The organism is uncultured Serinicoccus sp., assembly GCF_947487915.1.
Taxonomy (GTDB): Bacteria; Actinomycetota; Actinomycetes; order Actinomycetales; family Dermatophilaceae; genus Ornithinicoccus.
This window is the reverse complement of record NZ_CANKYH010000001.1, coordinates 125197-150833: the sequence shown is the minus strand read 5'-3', so window position 1 is coordinate 150833 and position 25637 is coordinate 125197. Positions and strand designations below refer to the sequence as shown.

Genomic DNA, 25637 nt, shown 5'->3' with positions numbered 1-25637 from the left:
GCCGAGCAGACTACCCGGTGTCCCGCGGTGTCCGGGTGCGGATGCACCCCGCAGGGCGGGTCCACCCTGCGGGGTGTCGTCGAGCAGGGTCAGGCGGCGCCGAGCAGGTGGCGCAGCGCCAGCTGCTGCAGCTGGACGTGCCCGTAGCCACGCGTGGCCAGCCGGCCGGCCTGCTCGCTGATCTCCCGCCCGAGATCCTCGCTGTCGAGGAGGCTCGCCACCGTCTCGCCCTCGTCGAGGGTGGGCCGGGCGAGCTCGTCGATCCCGGAGTCGCTCATGGCCTGGACGGTGGCAGGGTCGGCGCGGAAGGCCCTGGCCCGGTCCGCCAGGAGGCTGTAGGTCTCCATGTTGGCCGCGGCGGAGGCCCACACGCCGTCCATGTCCTCGGTGCGCGGGGGCTTGTAGTCGAAGTGGCGCGGGCCGTCGTAGCGCGGGCCCCCGCCGGGGAAGCCGTTCTCCAGCAGGTCCACCGTGAAGAACGCGGAGATGAGGTCCCCGTGGCCGAAGACGAGGTCCTGGTCGAAGCGCGGGCCGTGCTGGCCGTTGAGGTCGAGGTGGAAGAGCTTGCCGGCCCACAGGGCCTGCGCGATGCCGGCGGTGAAGTTGAGCCCGGCCATCTGCTCGTGCCCCACCTCGGGGTTCACGCCGACGATGTCGCCGTGCTCGAGCATCGCGATGAAGGCCAGCGCGTGCCCGACCGTGGGGAGCAGGATGTCGGCCCGCGGCTCGTTGGGCTTGGGCTCCAGGGCGACGCGCATGTCGTAGCCCTGCTCCTTGATGTGGGCCGCGACGCAGTCGACACCCTCGGCATACCGGGCCAGGGCGGCGTGGTGGTCCTTCGCGCCGTCGTACTCGGTGCCCTCCCGGCCGCCCCACATGACCAGGGTGCGGGCGCCGAGCTCGGCCCCCAGCTCGGCCTGGCGCAGGACCTTGCGCAGCGCCAGCCGCCGGACCTGCCGGTCGTTGCTGGTCAGCGCGCCGTCCTTGAAGACGGGGTGGGTGAAGGTGTTGGTCGTCACCATGGGCACCTGCAGACCCGTCTCGTCCAGCGCCTGCCGGAAGCGGGCGAGCACCGCGTCCCGGTCGGCGCTCGAGGCCCCGAACGGGACCAGGTCGTCGTCGTGGAAGGTGACCCCGGCCGCGCCGAGCCCGGCGAGCCGGTGCACGCTCTCCACCGGGTCGACGGGGTCGCGGGTGGGGTCGCCGAACGGGTCCTGCGCGGACCAGCCGACGGTCCACAGGCCGAAGGTGAAGGGGACCGGGTAGGTGGGTGCTGGCAACGGAGCCTCCTGGGTTGGTTGTGAACTGAAACTATCTACCCCTAGGCTGGGTCGCGCAACCCCACCCCGACGGAAGGCCCGCCCCATGCCCGAGCAGAGTGAGAGCGCTCCCGATATCGACGCGATCCTGGCCGACATGACCCTGGAGGAGAAGCTCGCGCAGGTCGTGGGCTTCTGGGACCAGGGCGACGGGGAGGCCGTGGCCCCCATGCAGGGGGTCTTCGAGGGGGGTGGTTCGCCGCTGCACGAGGTCGCCCGCCACGGGCTCGGCCACCTGACCCGGCCCTACGGCACCCGTCCGGTGGAGCCGGAGGAGCAGGCCCGCCGGTTGTGGGAGTTCCAGCGCTGGCTGGTCACGGGGACGCGCCTGGGCATCCCGGCGCTGGTCCACGAGGAGTGCCTGACCGGGCTGGCGGCGTGGCGCGCGGCCACCTACCCGACCCCGCTGGCCTGGGGCGCGAGCTTCGACCCGGACCGGGTGCGGGAGATGGCCGCGCTCATCGGCAGGTCGATGCGCGAGCTGGGCGTCCACCAGGGTCTGGCGCCCGTCCTCGACGTCGTGCGCGACCCGCGCTGGGGGCGGGTCGAGGAGGCGATCTCCGAGGACCCGTACCTCGTGGCCACCATCGGGACGGAGTACGTCCGGGGTCTGCAGTCCGAGGGGGTCCACGCCACGCTCAAGCACTTCGTCGGCTACTCGGCCTCCCAGGCCGGACGCAACTTCGCGCCCGTCCACGCCGGGCCCCGCGAGGTCGAGGACGTGCTGCTCGTGCCCTTCGAGATGGCCGTCGTCGAGGGCGGGGTGCGGTCGGTGATGCACTCCTACGCCGAGATCGACGGCCTGCCGGTGGCAGCCGACCCGCACCTGCTGACCGGGGTGCTCCGGGAACGCTGGGGTTTCGACGGGACCGTCGTGGCCGACTACTTCGGGGTCGCCTTCCTGCACCTCCTGCACCACGTCGCCGCCGACCTCGGCGAGGCGGCGGGCCAGGCCCTGGCGGCCGGGGTCGACGTCGAGCTGCCGTCGGGTGACGCTTACCTGGGTCCGCTCGCCGAGGCGGTGCGCGACGGGCAGGTGGACGAGGCCCTGGTCGACCGGGCGTGCCGCCGCGCCCTGCGGCAGAAGGCCGAGCTCGGACTGCTCGGGCAGACCTTCGAGGACGAGCCACCGGCCCGGGTCGACCTGGACACCGCCGAGCACCGGACCGTGGCGGCGAGCCTCGCCGAGGAGTCGGTGGTGCTGCTCGCCAACGAGGGCACGCTGCCCCTCGCCCAGCCGGGTCGCGTCGCCGTCCTCGGACCGAACGCCGACCGCCTGGAGGCGCTCTTCGGGTGCTACGCCTTCGTCACGCACGTGCTGCCCCAGCACCCGGGGACCGAGGCGGGCATCGCGGCACCGACGGTGCGGGAGGCGGTGTCCCGGGAGTGGCCGGGGGCGGACGTCAGTCACGCCCAGGGGTGCCCCGTCGAGGGGGGTGACGACGCCGGCATCGCCGAGGCGGTCGACGCCGCGCGGGACGCCGAGGTGGCCGTCGTGGTGGTGGGCGACCAGTCCGGCCTCTTCGGGCGGGGGACGTCCGGGGAGGGGAGCGACCGCGACGACCTGGAGCTGCCGGGTCGGCAGCGGGAGCTGGTGGAGGCCGTGGTGGCGACCGGCACGCCGGTGGTGCTCTTGCTCATGACCGGACGCCCCTACGCCGTCGGCTGGGCCCTGGAGTCGTGCGCCGCCGTCGTCCAGGCCTTCTTCCCCGGCGAGGAGGGCGCCGGTGCCGTGGCGGGGGTGCTGTCGGGTCGGGTGAACCCCTCCGGTCGTCTCCCGGTGAGCCTGCCCCGCTCGACCGGGAGCCAGCCCTACACCTACCTCCACCCGACCCTGGGTGGCGACACCGACGTCACCAACCTCTCCAGCCGCCCCGCCCTGCCGTTCGGGCACGGCCTGAGCTACACCACCATGGAACGGCGTGACCTGCAGGTGCGCGGCGCCGCCGCCTCGGAGGGTCTCGACGTGACGGTGACCGTGAGCAACACCGGCGACCGGGCGGGAGTGGAGGTGGTCCAGCTCTACGTCCGGGACCTCGTCGCCTCCGTCACCCGGCCGGTGGCCCAGCTCGTCGGCTACGCCCGGGTGGCGCTGGACGCGGGCGCGAGCGCGGACGTGCGCCTCGTGGTGCCGCCGGCGCGGCTGGCCTTCACCGACCGCGACGGCCGCAAGGTGGTCGAGCCCGGCGACCTCGAGGTGTGGGTGGGGGCCTCGGTCGCCGACCGCAGCCTGCTGAGCACGGTGACGCTGTCCGGGGACGTGCACCACGTCGGGATCCACGACCCCCGCCGCACCGAGGTGCTGGTGGAACGGTGACCGGGGCCGCGGACCACCGTCTGAGTAGGCTGCCCGGCATGCCTGCTCTCCCCGTGACGGCTGGTCCGCCGGCCTCCGCGCGGCAGTCCAGCGTGCGCGCGACGAACCTGGGCGTGGTCCTGCGGTGCGTGTGCGCCGCGCCGGAACCGCTCTCCCGGGCCGGGGTGGCGGCGGCCACCGGCCTGACCCGCTCGACCGTCTCCCGCCTGGTCGACGACCTGGTCGGCGGCGGTCTGGTCGAGGAGGGGACGGCGACGACGGTGGGGCCGGGGCGGCCCGGCACGCCGTTGACCCCGTCCGGTCGGGTCTGCGCCCTGGGCCTGCAGGTCAACGCCGCCCACGTCGCCGTGCGGCTCATCGACCTGCGCGGCGTGGTCCGTGCGGAGTCGCGGTCCGAGCCCGACCTCGTGGGGTCGGAGCCGGCGGCCGCCCTGCGGTTGCTGGACGGCCATGTGCGTGAGTGCCTGGGCGCGGTGCCCGAGGGCGGCCGGGTGGTGGCCGCGGGGATGGCGCTGCCGGGCGTGGTCGACAGCGCCGGTGAGCGACTGCTGACCGCGCCCAACCTCGGCTGGCGCGAGGTGGCACCCGCCCGGTGGGTGCACCCGCTCCTGCAGGGCGTCCCCCTGACCCTGGGCAACGAGGCCAACCTGGCCGCCCACGCCTTCGCCCAGCCGGCACCGGGACGAGCCGGGCCGTTCAGCCACTTCGTCTACGTCTCCGGCGAGATCGGCATCGGCGGGGCGGTCGTCGTCGACGCGGAGGTGCAGGCGGGGCGGCACGGCTTCGCGGGGGAGCTGGGCCACATGACCTTCCGTCCGGGTGGCGACCCGTGCCCGTGCGGGTCCGACGGGTGCCTCGAGCGCTATGCCGGTCGGCTGGCGATGACCCGGCGGGCCGGCCTGCCCGACGGCACCACGCTGGCCGAGCTGGGAGCCCTCGCGCAGCAGGGGCACCCGGGCAGCCGGGAGGCCCTCGACCTGGCCGCCGAGGCGCTCGGGGTGGTCCTCGCCGGGGTGGTCAACCTGCTCGACGTCCCGACCGTCGTCCTCGGTGGCGAGATCGGCGACCTCGCCCCCCAGCTGGCCCCGGTGGTCGAGGAGCGTCTCCGGGCGAGGGTCCTGGCGGCGGAGTGGATGTCGGTGGCCGTGGCCCGCGACGAGGACGACGTCGCCGGTGCCACGGGTGGGGCGCTGCGCAGGCTCACGGACGTCGTGGCCGAGCCCGTGGCCCATCTCGCCGACGGGCGGCACGGCGTGCCGCCCGTGCTCGCCTGAGTCAGCCGGCTCCCGAGCGCACGCCTACCGGGCCTGCGGCCCGCGACCGCCGGCCAGCTCCTGGAGCAGGTCGGCCGCCTCGAGCATGGCCGGGCCGTACCACGTGAGCAGGCGCCCGCTCACCAGCCGCGTCGGCGTCCGGGCGAACGCCTCCGGGCCGTCGTCGTGGGTGAACACGTAGGGCTCGTCGGGCAGCAGCGCCACGTCCGCGCCGGCGGCGTCCAGCTCGGTCAGCTCCACCCTCGGGTAGCGCTCGGTCCCGGCGGCGTAGACGTTGTCCAGACCCGCGCGCGCGAGCAGGTCGGTGGTGAAGGTGCGCGGACCGACAACCATCCACGGGTCGCGCCAGATCGGCACGGCGACCCGGGGGCGGCCCGGGGGCCGACCGGCGCCGGAGGAGGTCGTGGGCGGTCCGGCCCAGCGGCGCTCGACCTGGACCAGCCAGTCCGGCGCACCCCAGCGCAGCACGTCGACGAGCAGCCGACGGAGCACCCGCAGCGCGTCCTCGACCGACTCCACCACCCCGACCCAGACCGGTATGCCGGCGCTCCGCAGCCGCTGCACGTCCAGCTCGCGGTTCTCCTCCTGGACGCACACGACCAGGTCGGGCCTCAGCGCCGCGACGGCCGAGCGGTCGGGGTTCTTGGTCCCCCGGACCCGCGGGGCCTCCAGGTCCGGGGGCTGCGTGCACCAGTCGGTCGCGCCGACGAGGGCGGAGGGCCGGGTGGCCGCCAGGGCCTCGGTGAGCGAGGGGACGAGCGAGACGACCCGCCCCACCGGGCCGTCCGGCAGCTCGGCGACCCCGCCCAGGTCGTCGCGGACGCTCCTCACGACCGCCCCAGCGTGGCCCCGTCCTCGACCTCGCCGCCCTCGGCACCGAGGTGGGCGACGCCCTCGACCCGGACCCCGGCGCCGAAGCGCCAGTCGCCCTCCACCTCCAGGCGCTCGGCGGCGACCAGCGAGGGGACGCCGTGCGGGAAGCGCTCGTCGAAGTCGCCGATCATGCCGTAGTGGGTCTTCGCGAGGTCGACGACCGGCGCCGGGTCGACGGTCCGGCTGAGCCGGTAGGACGTGTCGTCCACGGCATACGCGTCGGAGCGCAGCAGCGCGAGCTCGTTGGTCGTCTTGACCGGCACGAAGCGGTCCCGGGTCACCGCGATCGAGGCGGCGTCGTCGAAGAGCTCGACCGCGCTGCCCATCGCCGACTCGATCTGGATGACGGGCGTGGAGTCCTTGTCGGTGGGGTCCACCGTCTTGGCGTTGCGGATGAGCGGCAGCTCCATCACCCCGCCCCGCTCGGTCAGCATCTCGCGCAGCCGGGCGAGGTCGAACCACAGGTTGTTGGTGTTGACGTAGGGGTGCTTGTCGCCGTCCATGAAGTGGACCATCTCGTCCTCGGCGGTCTGCGCGGTGTCGCGCAGCACCAGCCGGCCGTCGGCGCGGCGGCGCACCAGGTGCCCACCCTTCTTGTCCATCTCGGTGCGCCGGCAGACCTCGGCGGCGAAGCCGGCACCACGACCCGCGAACCAGGCCGCGACCCGCCCGTCGGGCACCGCGCCGAGGTTGTCCACGTTGGAGACGAAGGCATACCGGAAGCCGCGCTCGAGCAGCCGGTCGAGCAGGCCGCTGGCGAGCAGCGAGGGGTAGAGGTCGCCGTGGCCGGGCGGGCACCACTCCAGCCGCGGGTCGGCCTCCCAGGTGACCGGGCTGAGGTCGTCGGCACGCAGCTTGGGCTCCTGGCTCTGCACGAAGTCCAGGGGTATGCCGTCCACCGCCAGGTCGGGGTAGCGCTCCAGGACCTCCAGGGTCGCCTCGCGGGTGGAGAAGCTGTCCATGAGGACGAGGGGGAGGGCGACGTCGAAGCGCTCGCGCAGCGCCAGCACCTGCCGGACCGTGATGTCGAGGAAGGTGAGCCCGTCGCGCACCGGCAGCAGCGACTTCGGGCCGGCCAGCCCCATCGACGTGCCCAGACCGCCGTTGAGGGTGATGACCGCGGTGGCGCCGAGCGCCTCGCGGGCCTCGTCCTCGTCCACCTCGACGTCCTCGAGGTGCGCGGAGGGCAGGGCGGGCTCGACGTCGGACTCCGCGATGAGCCCGGTCTCGCCCGCCGCCAGGTGGTCGTAGTGCCGGGCGAAGGTGTCGCGGGCCGGCTGGCTCACCCCGGCCTCCTCCATGCGGTCCAGGGCCTGCTGACGTCCGGCTGCGCTCGCGCTCATGGGACCAACCTAGCGAGACCGGTCGGCGCCCGCCCGCGGGACCGGGAAGAGCACCGGGGTCCGCGCCTTCCAGGCCTCGTAGTCCGCTCGGCCGCCCCACCGCTCGTCGGCGCGCCGCTCCAGCGCGGGCACCCCGCTGCCGAAGCGCAGCAGCAGGTAGATGAGGACGGGGGAGACGAGGGTGACGTGCTGCCACCCGACGAGGGGGGCTGCCGCGACCATCGCCACCCCGGTCCACAGCAGGATCTCCCCGACGTAGTTGGGGTGCCGCGAGACCGACCACAGCCCACCGCGGACGAACTCGCCCTGATGGCGCGGGTCGGCCCGGAAGGCCGACTTCTGGGCGTCCGCGAGCGCCTCGACGGCGAAGCCGGTCACCCAGACCAGGATCCCGGCATACCCCAGGACGCCCAGCGGCGAGCGCTCCCCGGAGGTGATCGCGGCCAGTGCCGCGCCGGCGGTGAAGGTCACCCACAGGGCCTGCACCGTCCAGACCATGAGGAACCTGCTCCAGCTGGTCTTGAGCTCGTCGAACCGGCCGTCCTTGCCGGCCCGGGTGACCCGGCGGAAGAGGAACATCCCCAGCCGCAGCGCCCAGAGGAGGACCATCGCCGCGAGGACCCAGGTGCGCGCGTCGCGGTCGGCCACGAGGACGAGCGCGAGGACCGTCACCAGCTGGAAGGTGAGCGAGCCGGTGAGGTCGAAGAAGCGCTCGGTCTGCGCGCGGTAGGAGGGCCCGTAGACCACCCAGTTGAGGACGTAGGCGAGCAGGACGAGGACCATCATCACCGGGAGGCCGTCCAGCAGCAGCTGGCCGCCGTCGGACGCGGCCAGGGCGAGCAGGAGGCCCGCGACGGTGGCCAGGGCGGACAGCAGCAGACTCTTCACGCGGACACCCTACGGACCCCGGTGGTCCGGGGGCCGCACACGGACCGGGCGCCGGGGTGGTCTTGACGGGCGCGTCAATCACGCGGGCGGTCTCCACTACCATCGAGGAGCACGGCCCCACTCGACGAGGAGATGCACGGTGAAGAACGACCAGGGCGCAGGCCCCGCCGCGGACGCGACCAGCGGGGCACCGGCGCTCCGGCGCCCGGAGCACCCGGTGCGCATCGTCACCGCCGCCAGCCTCTTCGACGGCCACGACGCCTCCATCAACATCATGCGCCGGATCATGCAGAGCCAGGGCGCCGAGGTCGTGCACCTGGGGCACAACCGGTCGGTCGCCGAGGTCGTCGAGGCGGTCCTGGACGAGGACGCCAACGCGGTCGCGGTCTCCTCCTACCAGGGGGGCCACGTCGAGTACTTCGAGTACCTCGTCGAGCAGCTCCGCGAGGCCGGTGCCGGGCACGTCAAGGTCGTCGGCGGTGGCGGGGGCGTCATCGTGGAGGAGGAGATCACCCGGTTGCGGGAGGCCGGGGTGACGATCTTCTCCCCGGAGGACGGCCAGCGGCTGGGCCTGCCGGGGATGATCAACCAGGTCATCACCGATGCCGACCACGACCTGTGGCAGGTGCGGCCGGCCGAGGTCGAGGAGGTGCTCGCCGGCAGCCGGACCGCGGTGTCACGGGCGATCACCGGTGCCGAGCTCGGCTCCCTGCCCGCCGCCGACCGGGAGCGGTATGCCGCCGCGGCCCGGGAGAGCAGCGCGCCCGTCCTGGGGATCACCGGCACCGGCGGCTCCGGCAAGAGCTCGCTCACCGACGAGCTGGTCCGGCGGCTGCGCATCGACCAGGGGGACCGGCTGCGGATCGGCATCATCGCCATCGACCCGACCCGACGCAAGGGCGGCGGCGCCCTGCTGGGCGACCGCATCCGGATGGGCGCGATCGGGGGGCGGCAGGCCTTGTTCCGGTCCATGGCCACGCGCGGGGAGTCCGAGGTCCCCGAGGCGCTGCCGGCCGCCATCGACGTGCTCAAGGCCGCCGGCTTCGACCTCGTCGTCGTGGAGACGCCGGGCATCGGCCAGGGGGACGCGGGCATCGTGCCCTTCGTCGACACCTCGCTCTACGTCATGACGCCCGAGTTCGGGGCCGCCAGCCAGCTGGAGAAGATCGACATGCTCGACTTCGCCGACGTCGTGGCGATCAACAAGTTCGAGCGGCGCGGCGCGATGGACGCCCTGCGCGACGTCGGGCGCCAGCTGGTGCGCAACCGGGAGGCCTTCGGCGCCCGGCCCGAGGACATGCCGGTCTTCGGGACCTCCGCCGCCACCTTCAACGACGACGGGGTCACCGCGCTCTACCAGGCGCTGCGGGACCGGCTCGCCGAGGACGGCCTCGACGTCCGCGAGGGCGCGCTGCCCGCCGTGGACACGCGCTACTCCTCGATGATCCGCCAGGTGGTGCCGCCGAAGCGGGTCCGCTACCTCGCCGAGATCGCCGACACCCTGCGCGGCTACCACGCCGACACCGAGCGGTACGCCCTGGCGGCCCGCCGGGTGGAGCGGCTGGAGCAGACCGCGGACGAGCTGGCCGCGTCCTCCGGGGGCGGGGGGAGCGACCACGGCCTGGACGAGCTCCTCGACGCCGCCCGCCGGGACGTCCCGACCGAGGTCCGGGAGATGCTCGAGGGCTGGCCGGCCCGGGTCGAGGCATACTCCGGGGACGAGCAGGTGGTCACGGTGCGCGACCGGGAGATTCACACCCGCCTGACCAAGGAGTCGCTGAGCGGCAACCGCATACCCCGGGTCGCGCTGCCCCGCCACGACGAGGCCGGGGCGCTGGTCCGTTTCTGGCGCAGCGAGAACCTGCCCGGCCACTTCCCCTACACCGCCGGCGTCTTCGCCTTCAAGCGCGACAACGAGGACCCGGCCCGGATGTTCGCCGGCGAGGGCGACCCGTTCCGCACCAACCGACGCTTCAAGCTGCTCTCCGAGGGGCAGCCCGCGACCCGGCTGTCGACCGCCTTCGACTCGGTGACGCTCTACGGGCACGACCCGGCCGAGCGTCCCGACATCTACGGCAAGGTCGGCACCTCGGGGGTGTCCATCGCGACGCTGGACGACATGAAGGCGCTCTACGACGGCTTCGACCTCGTCGACCCGACCACCTCGGTGTCCATGACGATCAACGGCCCGGCCCCCACCGTGCTGGCGTTCTTCCTCAACACCGCCATCGACCAGCAGCTCGACGCGTTCCGGGAGCGCGAGGGCCGCGAGCCCTCCGGTGCTGAGGCGGAGGAGCTGCGCACGTATGCCCTGCAGCACGTCCGCGGCACCGTGCAGGCGGACATCCTCAAGGAGGACCAGGGGCAGAACACCTGCCTGTTCACCACCGAGTTCTCGCTACGGATGATGGGTGACGTCCAGGAGTGGTTTATCGAGCAGGGGGTCCGCAACTTCTACTCGGTGTCGATCTCCGGCTACCACATCGCCGAGGCGGGGGCGAACCCCATCAGCCAGCTCGCCTTCACCCTGGCCAACGGGTTCACCTACGTCGAGTCCTACCTCGCCCGCGGGATGGACATCGACGCCTTCGCGCCCAACCTGTCCTTCTTCTTCTCCAACGGGATGGACATCGAGTACTCCGTCATCGGCCGGGTCGCCCGGCGCATCTGGGCGGTCGCGATGCGGGAGCGGTACGGCGCCAACGAGCGCAGCCAGAAGCTGAAGTACCACGTGCAGACGTCGGGTCGGTCGCTGCACGCGCAGGAGATGGACTTCAACGACATCCGCACCACGCTGCAGGCGCTCATCGCGATCTACGACAACGCCAACAGCCTGCACACCAACGCCTACGACGAGGCCGTCACCACCCCCTCGGGGGAGTCCGTGCGCCGGGCGCTGGCGATCCAGCTCATCATCAACAAGGAGTGGGGCCTGGCGATGAACGAGAACCCGAACCAGGGCTCGTTCGTCATCGACCACCTCACCGAGCTGGTCGAGGAGGCCGTGCTGGCCGAGTTCGACCGGATCAGCGAGCGGGGCGGGGTGCTGGGCGCCATGGAGACGGGCTACCAGCGCGGCAAGATCCAGGACGAGTCGCTGCTCTACGAGCACCGCAAGCACGACGGCTCGCTGCCGATCATCGGCGTCAACACCTTCCGTCGGCCCGAGGCCGAGCGGGAGGAGGTCGAGGTGGAGCTGGCCCGGGCCACCGAGGCGGAGAAGCAGTCCCAGCTGGACCGGGTGCAGGCCTACCAGGAGGCGCACGTCGAGGAGGCGCAGGAGGCGCTGGCGCGGCTCAAGGAGGCGGCCATGGCCGGGGACAACGTCTTCGCGGTGCTCATGGACGCCGCGCGGGTCTGCACGCTCGGTCAGATCACCGAGGCCTTCTTCGAGGTGGGCGGGGAGTACCGCCGCAACGTCTGAGCGGGCTCCCGCCGGCTCGCGGCGTTGGTCCGACCCACTCCTCCGCAGAAGGTGTTCCTCTGCGGTGACGTATCACTGCAGAGGAACACCTTCGGGGTATGAGTGGCGCTGGGTTCCGCTCAGCGGCGGCCGCGGCCCCCGCTGGAGGTCGAGAAGGCCACCACCGACCCGCCCGAGGATCCGCCCTGGCGTCCGCCACCCTGGCCGCCGGAGCGCCCGCCACCGGAGCGTCCGCCGCCCTGGCCGCCGGAGCGCCCGCCACCCGAACGGCCCTGGCCGCCGGAGCGTTCGCCGTTCTGGCCGCCGGAGCGCCCGCCACCCGAACGGCCCTGGCCACCGGAGCGACCGCCGCCCTGGCCGCCGGAGCGACCGCCACCGGAGCGTCCACCACCCGAACGGCCCTGGCCACCGGAGCGACCGCCGTTTCCACCGCCGGAGCGCCCGCCGCCGCCAGAACCGCGCGAGCCCTGGCCGCCCTGGGTCGGGACCTCGACGACCAGCCCGCCCGGCGTCAGCACCCGCTCGCCCGGGGCCAGCTCGCGCAGGATCGGGTGGCTGGAGTGGGCCTTGGTGGTGGTGGCCTTGATGCCGGCCGCGCGGGTGAGGGAGCGCACGTCGCGCACCTGGTCGTCGGTCATGAGGGTGACCACGGTGCCGGCGTTGCCGGCCCGGGCGGTGCGTCCGGAGCGGTGGAGGTAGGCCTTGTGCTCCACGGGCGGGTCCGCGTGCACGACGAGGGCGACGTCGTCGACGTGGATGCCGCGGGCCGCGATGTCCGTCGCGACCAGGGTGCTGGCGCGCCCGGAGTGGAAGGCGTCGAGGTTGCGGGTGCGGGCGTTCTGCGCGAGGTTGCCGTGCAGCTCCACGGCCGTGACCCCGGCGCCGTTGAGCTGCTTGGCCAGCTTCTTGGCGCCGTGCTTGGTCCGGGTGAAGACCACCTTGCGGCCCGGGGCGGCACCGAGGTCGGTGAGCACCGCGAGGCGCTCGCCGGCGTCGATGTGCAGGACGTGGTGGTCCATGGCCTCGACCGGGGACTGCGCCGAGTCGGCGTGGTGGGTCACCGGGCTGCTGAGGTAGCGCTTGGCGATGACGTCGACCCCGGCGTCCAGGGTGGCGGAGAAGAGCATCTTCTGACCCTGCCGCGGCGTGCGGTCCAGGAGCCGGCGGACGACCGGGAGGAAGCCGAGGTCGGCCATGTGGTCCGCCTCGTCCAGCACGGTCACCTCGACCCCGGAGAGGTCGGCATACCCCTGGCCGATGAGGTCCTCGAGCCGGCCGGGGCACGCGACGAGGACGTCGATGCCGGCCTGCAGGGCCCGCACCTGCGGGTTCTGCCCGACACCGCCGAAGACGGTGAGGTGGGTCAGCCCGGCGGCGGCCGCCAGCGGCTCCAGCGCGGCGGCGATCTGGCCGGCCAGCTCGCGGGTCGGGGCGAGGACGAGCGCGCGGGGCGTGCGGCCGCGGCGCCGGCTGGCGCCGGGGTCAGCCATGAGCCGGGTGACGAGGGGCAGCAGGAAGGCGTAGGTCTTGCCGGAGCCGGTGCGGCCCCGGCCCAGGACGTCCCGGCCGGCCATCGAGTCCGGCAGCGTGGCGGCCTGGATGGGGGTCGGGGTGGTGATGCCGCGCTCCGCGAGGAGGGCAGCGAGGGTCGTGGGCACGCCGAGGTCGGCGAAGGAAGAGGTCACAGGGATCTTTCGAGACGTGTGCGGAGTCCCACCCGGCGCCAGGCCCGGGGGCGGCGCGAACGTGGCAGCCGGTCGGCTGCGAGATCGGGCAGTCCGGGGCGAGACGATCCGGGCTGCTGACACCACTCTAGCGCAGACGCGGCCGCCCACCCGCCATCATGGACCGGTGAGCACGAACGAGACCCTGCGGCACACCCGGGACGGGCTGACCCACGAGGCGCTGGTCGGTGGACCGCCCGGTGGGCCGGTGGTCCTGCTGCTGCACGGCTTCCCCCAGGACGGCACCGCCTGGGACCGGGTGTCCCCGGCGCTGCAGGCGGCCGGGCTGCGCACCCTGGCTCCGCACCAGCGGGGGTATGCCGAGGGTGCGCGCCCTCGGCGCGTCGCGGCATACCGGGTGGAGCGGCTGGTCGAGGACGCGCTCGGGCTGCTGGACCACCTGGGGGCGGGTCGGGCCCACGTCGTCGGGCACGACTGGGGCGGCGCCGTCGCGTGGGCACTGGCCGCGTGGCACCCGGAGCGCGTGGCCACCCTCACCGTCGCCTCCACGCCGCACCAGCGGGCGCTCGCGTGGGCCGTGCGGCACGCCGACCAGGCCCGCCGCAGCTGGTACATCGCCGGCTTCCAGGTCCCGGTGCTGCCGGAGCTCGTCATGGCGCGGGCCCTGCGCGGCGGCACCCTGGTGCGCACCGGCCTGCCGGCGCAGGACGCGCGCCGCTACGCCGCGCGGCTGGGCACCCGGGCGGCCCTGCGCGGCCCGGTGGGCTGGTACCGCGCGGCCGCCCGTCCCGGTGGCCGGCCGGTCGGCCGGGTCGAGGTGCCGACCACTCTGGTCTGGGGATCCCGTGACCCGTTCCTGGGCCGGGCCGCCGCGGAGCGCACCGCACGCGCCGTGTCCGGCCCCTACCGGTTCGTCGAGCTCGACGCCGGCCACTGGCTGCCCGAACGCCGTCCCACCGAGCTGGCCCAGGAGGTCCTGCTGCGCTGCGGCGCGGCGTCGGGCCCGTCTGGGGGAGCCGGCTGACGGCGGGGCGCGGCCCCGACCGGCCGGTCCGCCGCCGGCCTGTGGACGAGCCAGCCGACCTGTCGGTCCCCGGCCCTAGGCTCGGTCCATGTCGCCGAACCTGTCCGCCGCCGGGTGGGTGCTGCGCGTCGGCGACGCCGACCTGCGGGCCGAGGTCGGCGAGCTGACGCTGGCTCGCGGCCGGGGGTATGCCGACGCCGGTCACGTCCGCACCCTGGTCACCGGTCCCGACGGGGGTGCGCTGGTCGGCACCGTGGTGGGCTCCGGTGGGCGGGTCTACCAGACGGTGGTCCGCGTGCACGACCGCGACATCGTCGTGTGGAGCGGGCAGTGCAGCTGCCCCGTGGCCCAGGACTGCAAGCACGCCGTCGCCGTCCTGCTGACCGCCCGGGCACGGTTGCGCTCGGACCCGCCCGCGGCACCGGGGTGGGAGGCGGCGCTCGCCCCGCTGGTCCGCCCCGCGCCGGGCACCGACGCGACCCGCCACCGGCTCGGGCTGCAGGTGTCGCTCACCCGGGGGCCCGGTGGTCGGGAGGAGTCCGCCCGGGTGACGCTGGCCCCGGTGCGGCCCGGCCGCAGCAAGCCGTGGGTGGGGCAGGGCGTCAGCTGGGACGACCTGACCAACCGCTGGTCCCCGACCGAGGTGGACCCTGAGCACCGGGCGCTGCTGGGACAGCTGGCGGCGCTGGGCAAGAGCTCGGGGTTCGGCTACTTCTACGCCTCCGCCAAGGAGCTGCCGCTGGGGGCGATCGGCGCCGTCGCCTGGCCGGTGCTGCGGCAGGTCCTGGAGGCGGGGATCCCCCTCGTGGCCGGGCAGGGGGTCGCCGGGGTCGAGCTGGGGGAGGGGTCCGCCGCGATCGGTCTGGACCTCGCCCGCGGCGACGACGGGACCCTCACCCTCGCGCCGGAGGTCGGGGTCGACGGCGCCCCGCCGACGGGGGGCAGGTGCTTCCTCGTGGGTCGTCCGGCCCACGGTCTGGGCTGGGTCGACACCGACGACCGGCTCACCCTGTGGCCCCTGCGGGGTCCGGTGCCCGAGCCGGTCGCCGGACTGCTCGAGGGCGGCACCTCGCTGGAGGTCCCCCCCGACCAGGTGGGGCACTTCCTCGCCCGCTACTACCCCGCGCTCGCGCGGAAGGTCGGGCTCACCTCCAGCGACGGCAGCGTCGTGACCCCCGCCGACCGCCCGCCGCGGCTGCGGCTCGAGGTCACCCCCGAGCCCGGCCACGTCCTGCACCTGCGGTGGACCTTCGGGTATGCCGTCCCGACCGTCGAGGGGGAGCCGGACACCGTCGTGGTCGGCCTGGACGCCGGGCCCGAGGACCTCGCCCGGGACGAGGCGGCCGAGCGGGCCGCGGTGGCGGCGGTCCTGCCCCTCCTCGAGGCGTCCCCGGCGGTGTTCGCGAACGGCCCATCCGGGTCGGTGCGGCTGCGCCCGCGGTCGGTCCTCACCGGGCTCGCGACCGCGCGCTTCGCGGGCGAGGTGCTGCCCGCGCTGCAGCAGCGCGAGGACCTCGACGTCCTGGTGCACGGTGAGCTGGCGACCTACGAGGAGGCGGCGGAGGACCCGGTGGTGCACCTCACCACCAGCGAGGCCGGCGAGGGCGACTGGTTCGACCTGCACGTCAGTGTCACCGTCGACGGTCAGGAGGTCCCGTTCGAGCAGCTCTTCGCCGCGCTCGCGGCCGGGCAGGACGTCCTGCTGCTCGACTCCGGACTGTGGCTGCGGCTGGACCAGCCGGAGCTGCGCACCCTGCGCCGCCTCATCGAGGAGGCGCGCGAGCTGGTGGAGGACGAGGACGACGCCTCCCTGCTTCGGCTGACGCCCTACCAGGCCGGGCTGTGGGAGGAGCTGGTCGACCTGGGGGTGGTCCAGGAGCAGGGCGGCCGGTGGACCGAGCGGGTCGACGCCCTGCTCGCGATCGGCGACGGCGACCGCGGGCACGTCGTGCCGCCACCGGACCTGCGGGCCACCCTGCGCCCCTACCAGCTCGAGGGGTACCGCTGGCTGTGCGCCCTGTGGGACGCCGGCCTCGGCGGGATCCTCGCCGACGACATGGGGCTCGGCAAGACCCTGCAGGCGCTGGCCATGGTGGTCCGGGCCGAGCACCGCGCCGACCTCGCGGAGGGGCCGGTGCTGGTCGTCGCCCCCACGAGCGTGGTGACCGCCTGGACCGAGCAGGCCGCACGCTTCGCCCCGCACCTGCGCACGGCCACCATCTCGGCCACCCGGAGACGCCGCGGCACGGACCTCGCGAGCGCCATCGGGGCCGCGGACCTCGTCATCACGTCCTACACCCTGCTGCGGATGGAGGCCGAGGACTACCGCGCGATGCCGTGGAGCGCCGCGGTCCTCGACGAGGCCCAGGTCGTCAAGAACCGTCGCTCGGCGACCTACCAGGCGGTGCGGCGGCTGGGGGCCGCCCGCACGTTCGCGATGACCGGCACGCCCCTGGAGAACACCCTCATGGACCTGTGGTCGATGACGTCGCTGGCGGCACCCGGGCTCTTCCCGCGACCGGAGGCCTTCACGGAGCGCTACCGCACCCCGATCGAGTCGGGCGCCGCGCCCGAGGAGCTGGCCCGGCTGCGACGACGGATCCGTCCCTTCATGCTGCGTCGCACCAAGGCCCAGGTGGCCGCCGACCTGCCCGACAAGATCGAGCAGACGCTCGCCGTCGACCTGCACCCCGCGCACCGCCGCGTCTACGACCAGCACCTGCAGCGGGAGCGGCAGCGCGTGCTGGGGCTGCTGGCCGACCTGGACAAGAACCGCGTCAAGATCCTGCGGGCCCTGACGATGCTGCGCCAGCTGTCCCTCGACCCCGCGCTGCTCGACGAGGCGCACGCCGGGCTGGCGACCTCGGCCAAGGTGACCGCGGTGGTCGAGCGGCTCACCGCGCTCGCGGCCGAGGGGCACCGCGCCCTGGTCTTCTCCAGCTTCACGAGCTACCTCGCGCTCGTGCGGGACGCCCTGGACGCGGCCGGCATCGGGTACGTCTACCTCGACGGTCGCACCCGGGACCGCTCGGCGCGCATCGCCGCCTTCCGGGAGGGTGCGCAGCCGGCCTTCCTCATCAGCCTCAAGGCCGGCGGGGTCGGGCTGACGCTGACCGAGGCGGACTACGTCTTCGTGCTCGACCCGTGGTGGAACCCCGCCGCGGAGGCGCAGGCCGTGGACCGGACCCACCGCATCGGCCAGCACCGGACGGTCCACGTCTACCGGCTGGTCTCGACCGGCACCATCGAGGAGAAGGTCGTGGCCCTCCAGGAGCGCAAGCGCCGGCTGTTCACCAGCGTCGTGGATGCAGGCGAGTTCGGTTCCGGCATGGTCACCGCCGAGGACATCCGTGGGCTGCTCGAGGGGTGAGCCCCGGGCGGGTCCCAGGCGGATCACGGGAGGGGCTGGGGCGGGGCCGGGAGCCCTCAGTCGCTGATGCCGGTGCGCTCGACGCCCTGGACGATCCACCGTTGCAGGAGCAGGAACATCAGCAGCAGCGGCAGGATCGCCACCAGGGCGGCCATGAACAGCAGGCTGACCTGCGAGGTCTGGGCGGTGAGGTAGGTCGACAGCGCCACCTGCACCGTCCAGGACTCGGGCGTACGCCCGATGACCAGCGGCCACAGGAAGGCGTTCCAGGAGCCGATGAAGGTGACCGTCCCGATCGCGGCGGCGAAGCCGCCGGAGTTGGGGACGACCACCCGCCAGAAGATGCCCCACCACGAGAGCCCGTCCAGGGCAGCCGCCTCCTCGATCTCCCGGGGGAAGGAGAGGAAGAACTGGCGGAAGAGGAAGGTCGCCAGCGCCTGGAAGAGCCCCGGCACGATGAGCCCGCGCAGCGTCGAGATCCACCCGAGGGAGGAGACGAGCACGAAGCTCGGCACGAAGGTCACGGCAGCGGGGATGAGCAGGGTCACCGTGATGAGCCAGAAGACGACGTTCGACCAGCGGTAGGGGATCCGGGCCAACCCGTAGCCGGCCATCCCGGAGAGCACCAGCACCCCGACCGTCTGGCTGACCGCGATGAGGGTGCTGTTGAGCAGGGCACGGCCCAGCGGGACGGTGCGGTTGTCGAAGACGGCCGCGAGGTTGCCCCACTCCCACGTGGGCGGGAGCCAGTGCCAGGTGGCCGAGGTGAGATCGGCCTCGGTGCTGAACGCGCCGCGCAGCAGCAGGTAGAAGGGCACGAGGAAGAGCACCGTGCCCACCAGGAGCAGGCTGCGGCGCAGCACGGCGTGACGTCGACGTTCGTGCAGCATCTCAGTCCCTCCCGCCGAGGCGCAGGACCCGGGTCTGGGCCAGCGCGACCGCCGCGATGAGGACGGTGAGGATGACCGCGCCCGCACTGCCGTCGCCGAAGTTCTGCCCGCTGCCGAGTGCGGTGTAGTAGAGGTAGACGAGCGGTGGGCGGGCGTAGGGCGGGTAGCCGCTGAAGCCGGCCAGGATGTTGTAGAACTCGTCGAAGGCCTGGAAGGCGTTGATGAGCAGCAGCAGGAGCACCGCCGTGGAGGCGGGCAGCAGCTGCGGCCAGGTGATGTGCCGGAAGACCTGCCACCCCTCGGCGCCGTCGATGGCCGCGGCCTCGTAGAGGTTGACCGGCACCCGTTGCAGGGCGGCCAGGAAGAGGATCATGTAGAAGCCGACCTGCAGCCAGAGCCGGGCCGACACGATGACGAGCCAGTACCACGGCGGATCGGTGATCGAGAGCCACGGGATGGGGCTGACCCCGGCCAGCCCGAGCAGGGCGTTGGCCGCCCCAGAGCTCATGCCGGAGAAGATCGACATCTTCCAGACGAGCGCCCCCACGACGTAGGAACAGGCCACCGGGAGGAAGAAGACCGAGCGGAAGAACGCCTGCATCACCCGGGTCCGCGCCACCAGGAGGGCGGTGAGCAGCGACAGGGCGAAGGTGGTGGGCACGATGAACGCGGCGAAGACGACGAAGGTCAGCAGCGAGTCCCGGAACGCCTGGTCGGTGAGCATGTCGCGGTAGTTCGCCAGCCCGACGAACTCGGTGGGGGTGACGGTGTTGTAGGCCTCGAAGAAGGAGAGGTAGACGCTCCAGCCGATGGGGACGTAGATGAACAGCACCAGGCCGGCGAAGAACGGGCCCACGAAGACCCAGAACCACAGGTTGACGTCCTGGCGACCGCGAAGCCGCGCGAGCATCAGCCGGTGACCCGCTCCAGCTCGGCCTCGACGATGGGCACGAGGGCGTCCAGCTCGGCCTGCGGGTCCGCGCCGTCGCGCACGATGCGGTTCATCATGTCGCTCCAGGCGGTCGCGCTCTGGGGGGTCCACAGCAACGGGGTCTGCGCGTGCCCGTGCTCGGTGACGTAGCCCGCGGCGTCCGCGGCCGGGCCGGAGGCCAGCACCTCGGCCTCCGGCACGAGGCTGGTGCGCGAGGGCAGGTGGAAACCGTAGGCGGTGGCGAAGTCCAGCTGCTTGTCGGTCTGCTCGATCCACAACCACCGCACGAAGTCCTTGGCGGCCTGGACGTCGCTCGCGCGGGTCGAGACGCAGGACCCGTAGGCCCCCACGGGGACCGAGGGGGAGCCGCCCTCCATGGCGGGCCAGGGGATGACACCGAAGTCGTCCCCCAGCGCCTCGGCGATGACCGGGAAGGTCCACAGTCCGGTCCACTGCATCGCCGCGCGCCCGGAGGTGAGGGCCTCGGGGTCGAACCAGTCCTTGGCCTGGCCCAGCAGCACGGTCTCGTCGGTCCACAGGGTCCGCAGCACCGCCAGGGCCTCCGGCGCCCCGGCACTGTCGAAGCCGACCTGCTCGCCGTCGAGGTAGTCCAGCCCCGCCGCCCACAGCATCGGGCCACCGAGCAGCCCCGCGCCGCCGTCGTTGCCGAGGAACAGCCCCTTGACGTCGTCGCGGGTCAGCTCCCGGGCGGCCTCCACCAGCTCGGAGATCTGCTGCGGCGGCTCGATCCCGGCCTGCTCGAGCAGGCTGCGGCGGTAGACGAGCACCTGCGTGTCCACGACCTGGGGGACGGCCCAGACCTTGCCGTCGTAGGTCATCCGCTCGACCAGGGAGGGGGTGAAGTCGTCGAGGGTGTCGCCGAAGAGGTCGGTGAGGTCGGCCACCTGCTCACCGCGGATCATGTCGATCGTGGGGCCGTTGCCGTACTCGAAGACGTCAGGGCCGGAGTCGGTGAGCAGCGAGGCCGCCGTGGACTGGTCGTAGTCACCCGGCTTCCACGAGACGGTGACGTCGGCGGGCTCGTAGTCGGCGGCATACCGTTCCACGGCCTCCTGCGTGCCCGCCTCGCCGTACTGGTGGTACCACTGGGCGATCTGCGGTCGCCCCCCGGCGCTGGACCCCGCGCCCTCCGGGCTGCTGGAGCCACCGCGCCCGGTGTTGTCCCCGCAGGCGGCGAGCGAGGCGCCGAGCGCGCCGACGCCACCCAGGGCGAGCACCCTCCGGCGGGAGAGGGAGGGCAGCGGTCGGTGCGGGCGGGCCATGGTGGTCCTCCTTGGGCGCGTGGTGTGACAACCTGGGGTGTGGTGCAGCATATGCGCGCCCCGGGGATCGGGCGCGGGCGAGCGCCCACATCACGATTCGGCAACATCGGGAGCGGCGGGCAACCTCCCGGGTGCACCGCCGCGTCTACTGGCCAGGAAGCAGACGAAGGGGACACACATGCGCAGGCAGAGGTATGCGGCGTGGGCCGGGCACCTCCGGACCGCACCGCTGCCCCGACGGGCGCTCGTGCAGGGTGGCGCGGGCCTGATGGCGGGTGCCGTGGTCGGGGGTCTGGAGGACTCCGGCGACGTGTTCGCCCTCCCGCCGGAGCCGGAACCCGAGCCGGAGCCCGAGCCCGAGCCCGAGCCCGAGCCCGTCGAGCCGCCACCCCCGCCGATCCTGCAGCGGGGCAGCGGGGGCGAGGCCGTCTGGGTGCTGCAGGAGCAGCTGGGTGCGGCCGGCTACTGGTGCGGCGAGCCGGACGGCGGCTTCGGTCACCTCACCCAGCAGGCCGTGTGGGCGCTGCAGAAGGCGCACGGCCTGTGGCGCGACGGGGTCGTGGGCCCCAGCACCCGCGCGGCCCTGGCGACCGGCTACCGTCCGGCGCCGGCCTACGGCGGTGACCACGTCGAGGTCCACCTCGCCTCCCAGCTGCTGCTCGTCGTCCGGGGCGGCGCGACACTGATGACCCTCAACACCTCGACCGGCAACGGCGAGCCCTACACCTTCGAGGACCGCGACTACGACGCGCGGACCCCGACCGGCGACTTCACCGTGTGGCTCACCCACAGCGAGGGCTGGCAGGACGGGGAGCTGGGCAAGATGTACCGGCCCATGTACTACCACGGCAACTACGCGGTGCACGGCTCGCGGTCCATCCCCCCGGTCCCTGCCTCGCACGGCTGCGCCCGGATCTCGGTGGACGCCATGGAGATGTTCTGGTCCCAGGCGCTGCTGTCCCTGGGGGACCGGGTCGTGGTCCTCTGACCCGCTGAGCCGCGACCCGGCCGCCTCAGTTGCCCGCGCGCCGCTTGTTGTAGACGTCGAAGGCGACCGCGAGCAGCAGCACCAGGCCCTTGATCAGCTGCTGCGTCGACTGCTCGGCGCCCATGAGCTGCATGCCGTTGGACATCACCGCCATGATGAGTCCGCCGATCATCGCGCCGGTGACCCGGCCGACACCACCGGTCACCGCGGCCCCGCCGATGAAGCAGGCGGCGATCGCGTCCAGCTCGAACATGTTGCCCGCACCGGGCTGGGCACCGTTCATCCGCGAGGAGAACACCACGCCGGCGATCCCGGAGAGCAGCCCCATGTTGACGAAGATGAGGAAGTTGACCTTCTTCACCTTGACGCCGGAGAGCTTGGCGGCGGTGAGGTTGCCGCCGATGGCGTAGACGTTGCGGCCGAAGACGGTCTTCTGCGTGACGAGGCCGTAGATGAGGATGAGCACCGCGAGCAGGATGAGCACGTTGGGCAGACCACGGCTCTGGGCCAGCTGGAAGCCGAACCACATGACGACCGCCCCGACCGCGACGATCTTCAGCACGAACAGCGGCAGCGCGCCCACCTCCTGCTCGTAGGCGACCGCGGCACGACGCTGCCGCCAGGCGTTGACGGCATACCCGAGGACCGCGACCGCGAAGATCACCAGGGTGAAGACGTCTACGCCGTAGCCGCCCAGGATGCCGTTCTGGAAACCGTTGGCGATCTGGTAGTAGGTGCCGCCGAAGGGGGAGAGCGAGACGTTGTCCAGGACCTGGAAGGTGAGGCCGCGGAAGATGAGCATCCCGGCGAGGGTGACGATGAACGCGGGGATCCCCACGTAGGCCACCCACAACCCCTGCCAGCACCCGGCCAGCACGCCCACCGCCAGGGCCGCGAGCACCCCGACCCACCAGGGCATCCCGTTGCGGATCGAGACCACCGCCGCGGTCGCCCCGGTCAGGGCCACGAGCGAGCCGACGGAGAGGTCGATGTGCCCACCGATGATGACGATGATCATCCCGATGGCCAGGATGAGGATGTAGGAGTACTGCAGGACGATGTTGGTGAGGTTCCCCGGCGTGAGGAAGCTGGGGTGGAGGACCGAGAAGAACGCGACGATCACCACCAGCGCCAGCAGGATGCCGCTCTGGCGGATGTTGCTGGTGAGCAGTTCCTTGAGGTTGAGCGTCCCGGTCATCGGGCGGCACCTTCCTTGTCCATGGTCATGAGTGACATGAGGCGTTCCTGGGTCGCCTCGGCGACGGGCAGCTCACCGGTGATCCGGCCGAAGGCCAGGGTGTAGATGCGGTCGCTGATGCCGAGCAGCTCGGGCAGCTCGGAGGAGATGACGACGACCGCCTTGCCGGCCGCGACCATCCGGTTGATGATCGTGTAGATCTCGTACTTCGCCCCGACGTCGATGCCGCGGGTGGGCTCGTCGAGGATGAGCACGTCGGGATCGGTGAAGAGCCACTTGGCGAGCACGACCTTCTGCTGGTTGCCGCCGGAGAGCTTGCCCACGCTGTTGAGCACGCTGGGGGTGCGGGTGTTGAGGTCGCGCCGGTAGTCCTGCGCGACCTTGAGCTCCTCCAGGCCGTTCACCCAGCCGAACCGCGACAGCTGGTCCAGGCCGGCGGCTGAGGTGTTGTGCCGTACGTCGTCGATGAGGTTGAGCCCGTAGGCCTTGCGGTCCTCGGTCGCGTAGGCGATGCCGTGCCCGATGGCGCGGGAGACGGTCGAGACGTCGACCTCCTGGCCCTGCTTGAGGACCCGGCCGGAGATCCCGCGGCCGTAGCTGCGCCCGAAGATGCTCATCATCAGCTCGGTGCGGCCGGCGCCCATGAGGCCGGCGATCCCCACGACCTCCCCGGCCCGGACCGAGAAGCTGGCGTCCTCGATGACCACCCGGTCGGCCTGGGTGGGGTGGTGGACCCGCCAGCTCTCCACCCGGAGCATCTCCTCGCCCACGTGCGCATCCCGCTCGGGGTAGCGGTGCTCCATGTCGCGCCCGACCATCCCGCGGATGATCCGGTCCTGGGTGGCGTCGGCCTCGCTCATGTCGAGGGTCTCGATCGTGCGACCGTCCCGGATGATCGTCGTCCGGTCGGCGATGTCGGCGATCTCGCCCAGCTTGTGCGAGATCATGATGCAGGTGACCCCCTGGTCCCGGAGCTGACGCAGCAGGCCGAGGAGGTGCTCGGAGTCGTTGTCGTTGAGGGCCGCCGTGGGCTCGTCCAGGATGAGCAGGCGCACGTCCTTGGACAGCGCCTTGGCGATCTCGACCAGCTGCTGCTTGCCCACGCCGACGTGGCCGATCTTGGTCACCGGCAGCTCGTGCAGACCGACCCGGTCCATGAGCTCGGTGGCGTCGCGGTTGGTGCGGTGCCAGTCGATGAGCCCGCCGCGTCCGCGCCGTTCGTTGCCGAGGTACATGTTCTCGGCGATCGACAGGTGCGGGACCAGGGCGAGCTCCTGGTGGATGATGACGACGCCGTTGGCCTCGCTGTCGTTGATCGAGGAGAAGCGGACGGGCTCGCCCTCGAGCAGGATGTCGCCCTCGTAGGTGCCGTGCGGGTAGACGCCGGACAGCACCTTCATCAGGGTCGACTTGCCGGCGCCGTTCTCGCCGCAGATGGCGTGGATCTCGCCGCGCCGGACCTCCAGGTTCACGTCCTCCAGCGCCTTCACGCCGGGGAACGTCTTGGTGATCCCGCGCATCTCCAGGATGGTGTCGCTCATGGAGCTCCTCACGGAGGGGCCACCGCCGGGGTGTGCGGCGGTGGGGGAGTGGGCGCTCCTGACCCGTCGTCGTCGCGACGGGTCAGGAGCGGTCGGGCGGAGGGGTCACTCGGCGACGCCGGAGTCGACCTCCTCCTGGGTCCAGTACTCGGAGTCGATGAGCAGCTCGGTGATGTTGTCCTGGTAGACGATGTCGGACTCCAGCAGGAACGAGGGCACGACCTTGACGCCGTTGTCGTAGCTCTCGGTGTCGTTGGCCTCGGCCTCCTCGCCGGCCATGTACGCCTCCACCGTGACGACGGCCTGGTCGGCGAGCTTGCGGGTGTCCTTGAAGATCGTCGAGTGCTGGACCCCGTCGGCGATGAGCTTGACCGAGGCGATCTCGGCGTCCTGGCCGGAGACGATGGGCAGCCCGTCCTCGATCGTGTCGCCCATGCCGTCGTTACGCAACGCGGTGATGATGCCCCGGGACAGGCCGTCGTAGGGGGAGAGCACGCCGTGCAGCTCGGTGCCGTCGCTGTAGGTGCTGGTGAGCAGGTCCTCCATGCGGCGCTGGGCCGTCTCCTGCTGCCAGCGCAGCGTCGCCGCCTGCTCGATGTCGGTCTGGCCCGAGGGCACCTCCAGGGTGCCGTCGTCCATGAAGGGCTGGAGGGTGTCCATCGCCCCGTCCCAGAAGAAGTGGGCGTTGTTGTCGTCCAGGGACCCGGCGAACAGCTCGACGTTGAAGGGTCCCTCGGCGTCGCCCTCCGAACCGTCCTCGTTGAGCAGGCCCAGCCCGACGAGCAGCGCCGTGGCCTGCTGCACGCCGACGTTGTAGTTGTCGAAGGTGACGTAGAAGTCGACGTTCTCGCTGTCCCGGATGAGCCGGTCGTAGGAGATGACCGGGATGCCGGCGGCCGCGGCGGCGTCGAGCTGGCTGGACAGGGCGGTGCCGTCGATCGCGGCGATGACCAGGGCGTCCGCCCCGTTGGTGATCATCTGGTCGATCTGCTGGCTCTGGGTGGGGATGTCGTCGTTGGCGAACTGCAGGTCGACGTCGTAGCCGGCCTCGGTCAGCCCCGCCTCCACGGCGTTGCCGTCGGCGATCCAGCGCTCGGAGGTCTGGGTGGGCATGGCGACACCGACCGTGCCACCCTCGCCCCCTCCGCCTCCGGACTCGCTGCCCTCGTCGGCGCTGCTGCTGCCCGCACCCTCGCCGCCGCAGGCCGCGAGGCTGAGGGCGAGCGTGGCACCGGCGGCGATGGCGGTGTACCTACGGATCATCATGGGTGTCTCCTTGTGGTGTCGTC

Annotated in this window: 17 protein-coding genes; 6 read left to right on the top strand and 11 right to left on the bottom strand. The window is 72.8% G+C overall.

Annotated features, from left to right (window positions below; translation table 11 throughout):
• Positions 1 to 89: 89 nt before the first annotated feature.
• Positions 90 to 1280, bottom strand: a complete 1191-nt coding sequence (xylA, locus tag Q0795_RS00570; RefSeq protein WP_298885330.1) for a xylose isomerase — start codon at positions 1278 to 1280, stop codon at positions 90 to 92.
• A gap of 85 nt (positions 1281 to 1365) precedes the next feature.
• On the opposite strand from xylA, the gene Q0795_RS00565 reads away from it, so the two are divergent.
• Together Q0795_RS00565 and Q0795_RS00560 are read left to right on the top strand one after the other, a co-directional pair.
• Complete coding sequence (locus Q0795_RS00565) at positions 1366 to 3636, top strand: glycoside hydrolase family 3 N-terminal domain-containing protein (protein WP_298885328.1); 2271 nt, start codon at positions 1366 to 1368, stop codon at positions 3634 to 3636.
• 38 nt (positions 3637 to 3674) lie between these two features.
• Entirely contained in the window at positions 3675 to 4910 is a 1236-nt protein-coding gene (locus Q0795_RS00560; RefSeq protein ID WP_298885326.1) for an ROK family transcriptional regulator, read from the top strand.
• Between the two features lie 24 nt (positions 4911 to 4934).
• Here the strand turns inward: Q0795_RS00560 and Q0795_RS00555 are convergent, their stop codons facing one another.
• The 3 genes from Q0795_RS00555 to Q0795_RS00545 are packed head-to-tail and all read right to left on the bottom strand — an operon-like array spanning position 4935 to position 8014.
• Entirely contained in the window at positions 4935 to 5741 is an 807-nt protein-coding gene (locus tag Q0795_RS00555) for a helical backbone metal receptor (protein WP_298885323.1), read from the bottom strand.
• Positions 5738 to 7126, bottom strand: a complete 1389-nt coding sequence (locus Q0795_RS00550) for a UTP--glucose-1-phosphate uridylyltransferase (protein WP_298885321.1) — start codon at positions 7124 to 7126, stop codon at positions 5738 to 5740. Before Q0795_RS00550 ends, Q0795_RS00555 begins: the two co-directional genes overlap by 4 nt.
• Before the next feature lie 9 nt (positions 7127 to 7135).
• The gene (locus Q0795_RS00545) at positions 7136 to 8014 is read right to left on the bottom strand and encodes a DUF1295 domain-containing protein (protein ID WP_298885320.1); all 879 of its coding nucleotides are present in this window, start codon (positions 8012 to 8014) and stop codon (positions 7136 to 7138) included.
• Positions 8015 to 8153: 139 nt separating this feature from the next.
• Here Q0795_RS00545 and icmF point away from each other — a divergent pair, with 139 nt between their 5' ends.
• Entirely contained in the window at positions 8154 to 11438 is a 3285-nt protein-coding gene (gene icmF, locus Q0795_RS00540; RefSeq protein ID WP_298885318.1) for a fused isobutyryl-CoA mutase/GTPase IcmF, read from the top strand.
• Between the two features lie 119 nt (positions 11439 to 11557).
• Here icmF and Q0795_RS00535 read toward each other — a convergent pair whose 3' ends face one another.
• The gene (locus tag Q0795_RS00535) at positions 11558 to 13123 is read right to left on the bottom strand and encodes a DEAD/DEAH box helicase (RefSeq protein WP_298885316.1); all 1566 of its coding nucleotides are present in this window, start codon (positions 13121 to 13123) and stop codon (positions 11558 to 11560) included.
• A gap of 166 nt (positions 13124 to 13289) precedes the next feature.
• Between Q0795_RS00535 and Q0795_RS00530 the strand changes: the two genes are divergently transcribed.
• Together Q0795_RS00530 and Q0795_RS00525 are read left to right on the top strand one after the other, a co-directional pair.
• Positions 13290 to 14147: an alpha/beta fold hydrolase gene (locus Q0795_RS00530; RefSeq protein ID WP_298885313.1), complete on the top strand. Its 858-nt coding sequence runs from the start codon at positions 13290 to 13292 to the stop codon at positions 14145 to 14147.
• Between the two features lie 88 nt (positions 14148 to 14235).
• A complete protein-coding gene (locus tag Q0795_RS00525) occupies positions 14236 to 17517 on the top strand; it encodes a DEAD/DEAH box helicase (protein ID WP_298885311.1) in 3282 nt (1093 codons plus the stop codon).
• A gap of 56 nt (positions 17518 to 17573) precedes the next feature.
• On the opposite strand, the gene Q0795_RS00520 is transcribed toward Q0795_RS00525, so the two are convergent.
• From Q0795_RS00520 to Q0795_RS00510, 3 genes are read right to left on the bottom strand one after another with little or no spacing between them, the layout of a single operon-like run.
• Positions 17574 to 18407, bottom strand: coding sequence for a carbohydrate ABC transporter permease (locus Q0795_RS00520; protein WP_298885310.1), 834 nt, complete (start codon positions 18405 to 18407; stop codon positions 17574 to 17576).
• A 1-nt stretch (position 18408) separates the two neighbouring features.
• Positions 18409 to 19317: a carbohydrate ABC transporter permease gene (locus tag Q0795_RS00515; protein ID WP_298885307.1), complete on the bottom strand. Its 909-nt coding sequence runs from the start codon at positions 19315 to 19317 to the stop codon at positions 18409 to 18411.
• Positions 19317 to 20621 (bottom strand): extracellular solute-binding protein, encoded by a 1305-nt coding sequence (locus tag Q0795_RS00510; protein WP_298885305.1) that lies wholly within the window; start codon positions 20619 to 20621, stop codon positions 19317 to 19319. The genes Q0795_RS00515 and Q0795_RS00510 overlap by 1 nt, the downstream gene beginning before the upstream one ends.
• Positions 20622 to 20799: 178 nt before the next feature.
• Here Q0795_RS00510 and Q0795_RS00505 point away from each other — a divergent pair, with 178 nt between their 5' ends.
• On the top strand, positions 20800 to 21609 hold the full coding sequence (locus Q0795_RS00505; RefSeq protein WP_298885304.1) for a L,D-transpeptidase family protein: 810 nt from the start codon (positions 20800 to 20802) through the stop codon (positions 21607 to 21609).
• A 25-nt stretch (positions 21610 to 21634) separates the two neighbouring features.
• On the opposite strand, the gene mmsB is transcribed toward Q0795_RS00505, so the two are convergent.
• The 3 genes from mmsB to chvE form a co-directional block, all read right to left on the bottom strand.
• Positions 21635 to 22807 (bottom strand): multiple monosaccharide ABC transporter permease, encoded by a 1173-nt coding sequence (gene mmsB / locus Q0795_RS00500; RefSeq protein WP_298885301.1) that lies wholly within the window; start codon positions 22805 to 22807, stop codon positions 21635 to 21637.
• Positions 22804 to 24348: a multiple monosaccharide ABC transporter ATP-binding protein gene (mmsA, locus tag Q0795_RS00495; protein WP_298885299.1), complete on the bottom strand. Its 1545-nt coding sequence runs from the start codon at positions 24346 to 24348 to the stop codon at positions 22804 to 22806. Before mmsA ends, mmsB begins: the two co-directional genes overlap by 4 nt.
• A gap of 105 nt (positions 24349 to 24453) precedes the next feature.
• On the bottom strand, positions 24454 to 25611 hold the full coding sequence (gene chvE / locus Q0795_RS00490) for a multiple monosaccharide ABC transporter substrate-binding protein (RefSeq protein WP_298885761.1): 1158 nt from the start codon (positions 25609 to 25611) through the stop codon (positions 24454 to 24456).
• Positions 25612 to 25637: the final 26 nt, after the last annotated feature.

Coding starts and splice junctions, on each gene's coding strand:
- Q0795_RS00565 (WP_298885328.1), top strand. CDS start 1,366: ATGCCCGAGCAGAGTGAGAGCGCTCCCGATATCGACGCGATCCTGGCC.
- Q0795_RS00560 (WP_298885326.1), top strand. CDS start 3,675: ATGCCTGCTCTCCCCGTGACGGCTGGTCCGCCGGCCTCCGCGCGGCAG.
- Q0795_RS00550 (WP_298885321.1), bottom strand. CDS start 7,126: ATGAGCGCGAGCGCAGCCGGACGTCAGCAGGCCCTGGACCGCATGGAG.
- Q0795_RS00525 (WP_298885311.1), top strand. CDS start 14,236: ATGTCGCCGAACCTGTCCGCCGCCGGGTGGGTGCTGCGCGTCGGCGAC.
- Q0795_RS00520 (WP_298885310.1), bottom strand. CDS start 18,407: ATGCTGCACGAACGTCGACGTCACGCCGTGCTGCGCCGCAGCCTGCTC.
- Q0795_RS00515 (WP_298885307.1), bottom strand. CDS start 19,317: ATGCTCGCGCGGCTTCGCGGTCGCCAGGACGTCAACCTGTGGTTCTGG.
- Q0795_RS00510 (WP_298885305.1), bottom strand. CDS start 20,621: ATGGCCCGCCCGCACCGACCGCTGCCCTCCCTCTCCCGCCGGAGGGTG.
- Q0795_RS00505 (WP_298885304.1), top strand. CDS start 20,800: ATGCGCAGGCAGAGGTATGCGGCGTGGGCCGGGCACCTCCGGACCGCA.
- mmsB (WP_298885301.1), bottom strand. CDS start 22,807: ATGACCGGGACGCTCAACCTCAAGGAACTGCTCACCAGCAACATCCGC.
- mmsA (WP_298885299.1), bottom strand. CDS start 24,348: ATGAGCGACACCATCCTGGAGATGCGCGGGATCACCAAGACGTTCCCC.
- chvE (WP_298885761.1), bottom strand. CDS start 25,611: ATGATCCGTAGGTACACCGCCATCGCCGCCGGTGCCACGCTCGCCCTC.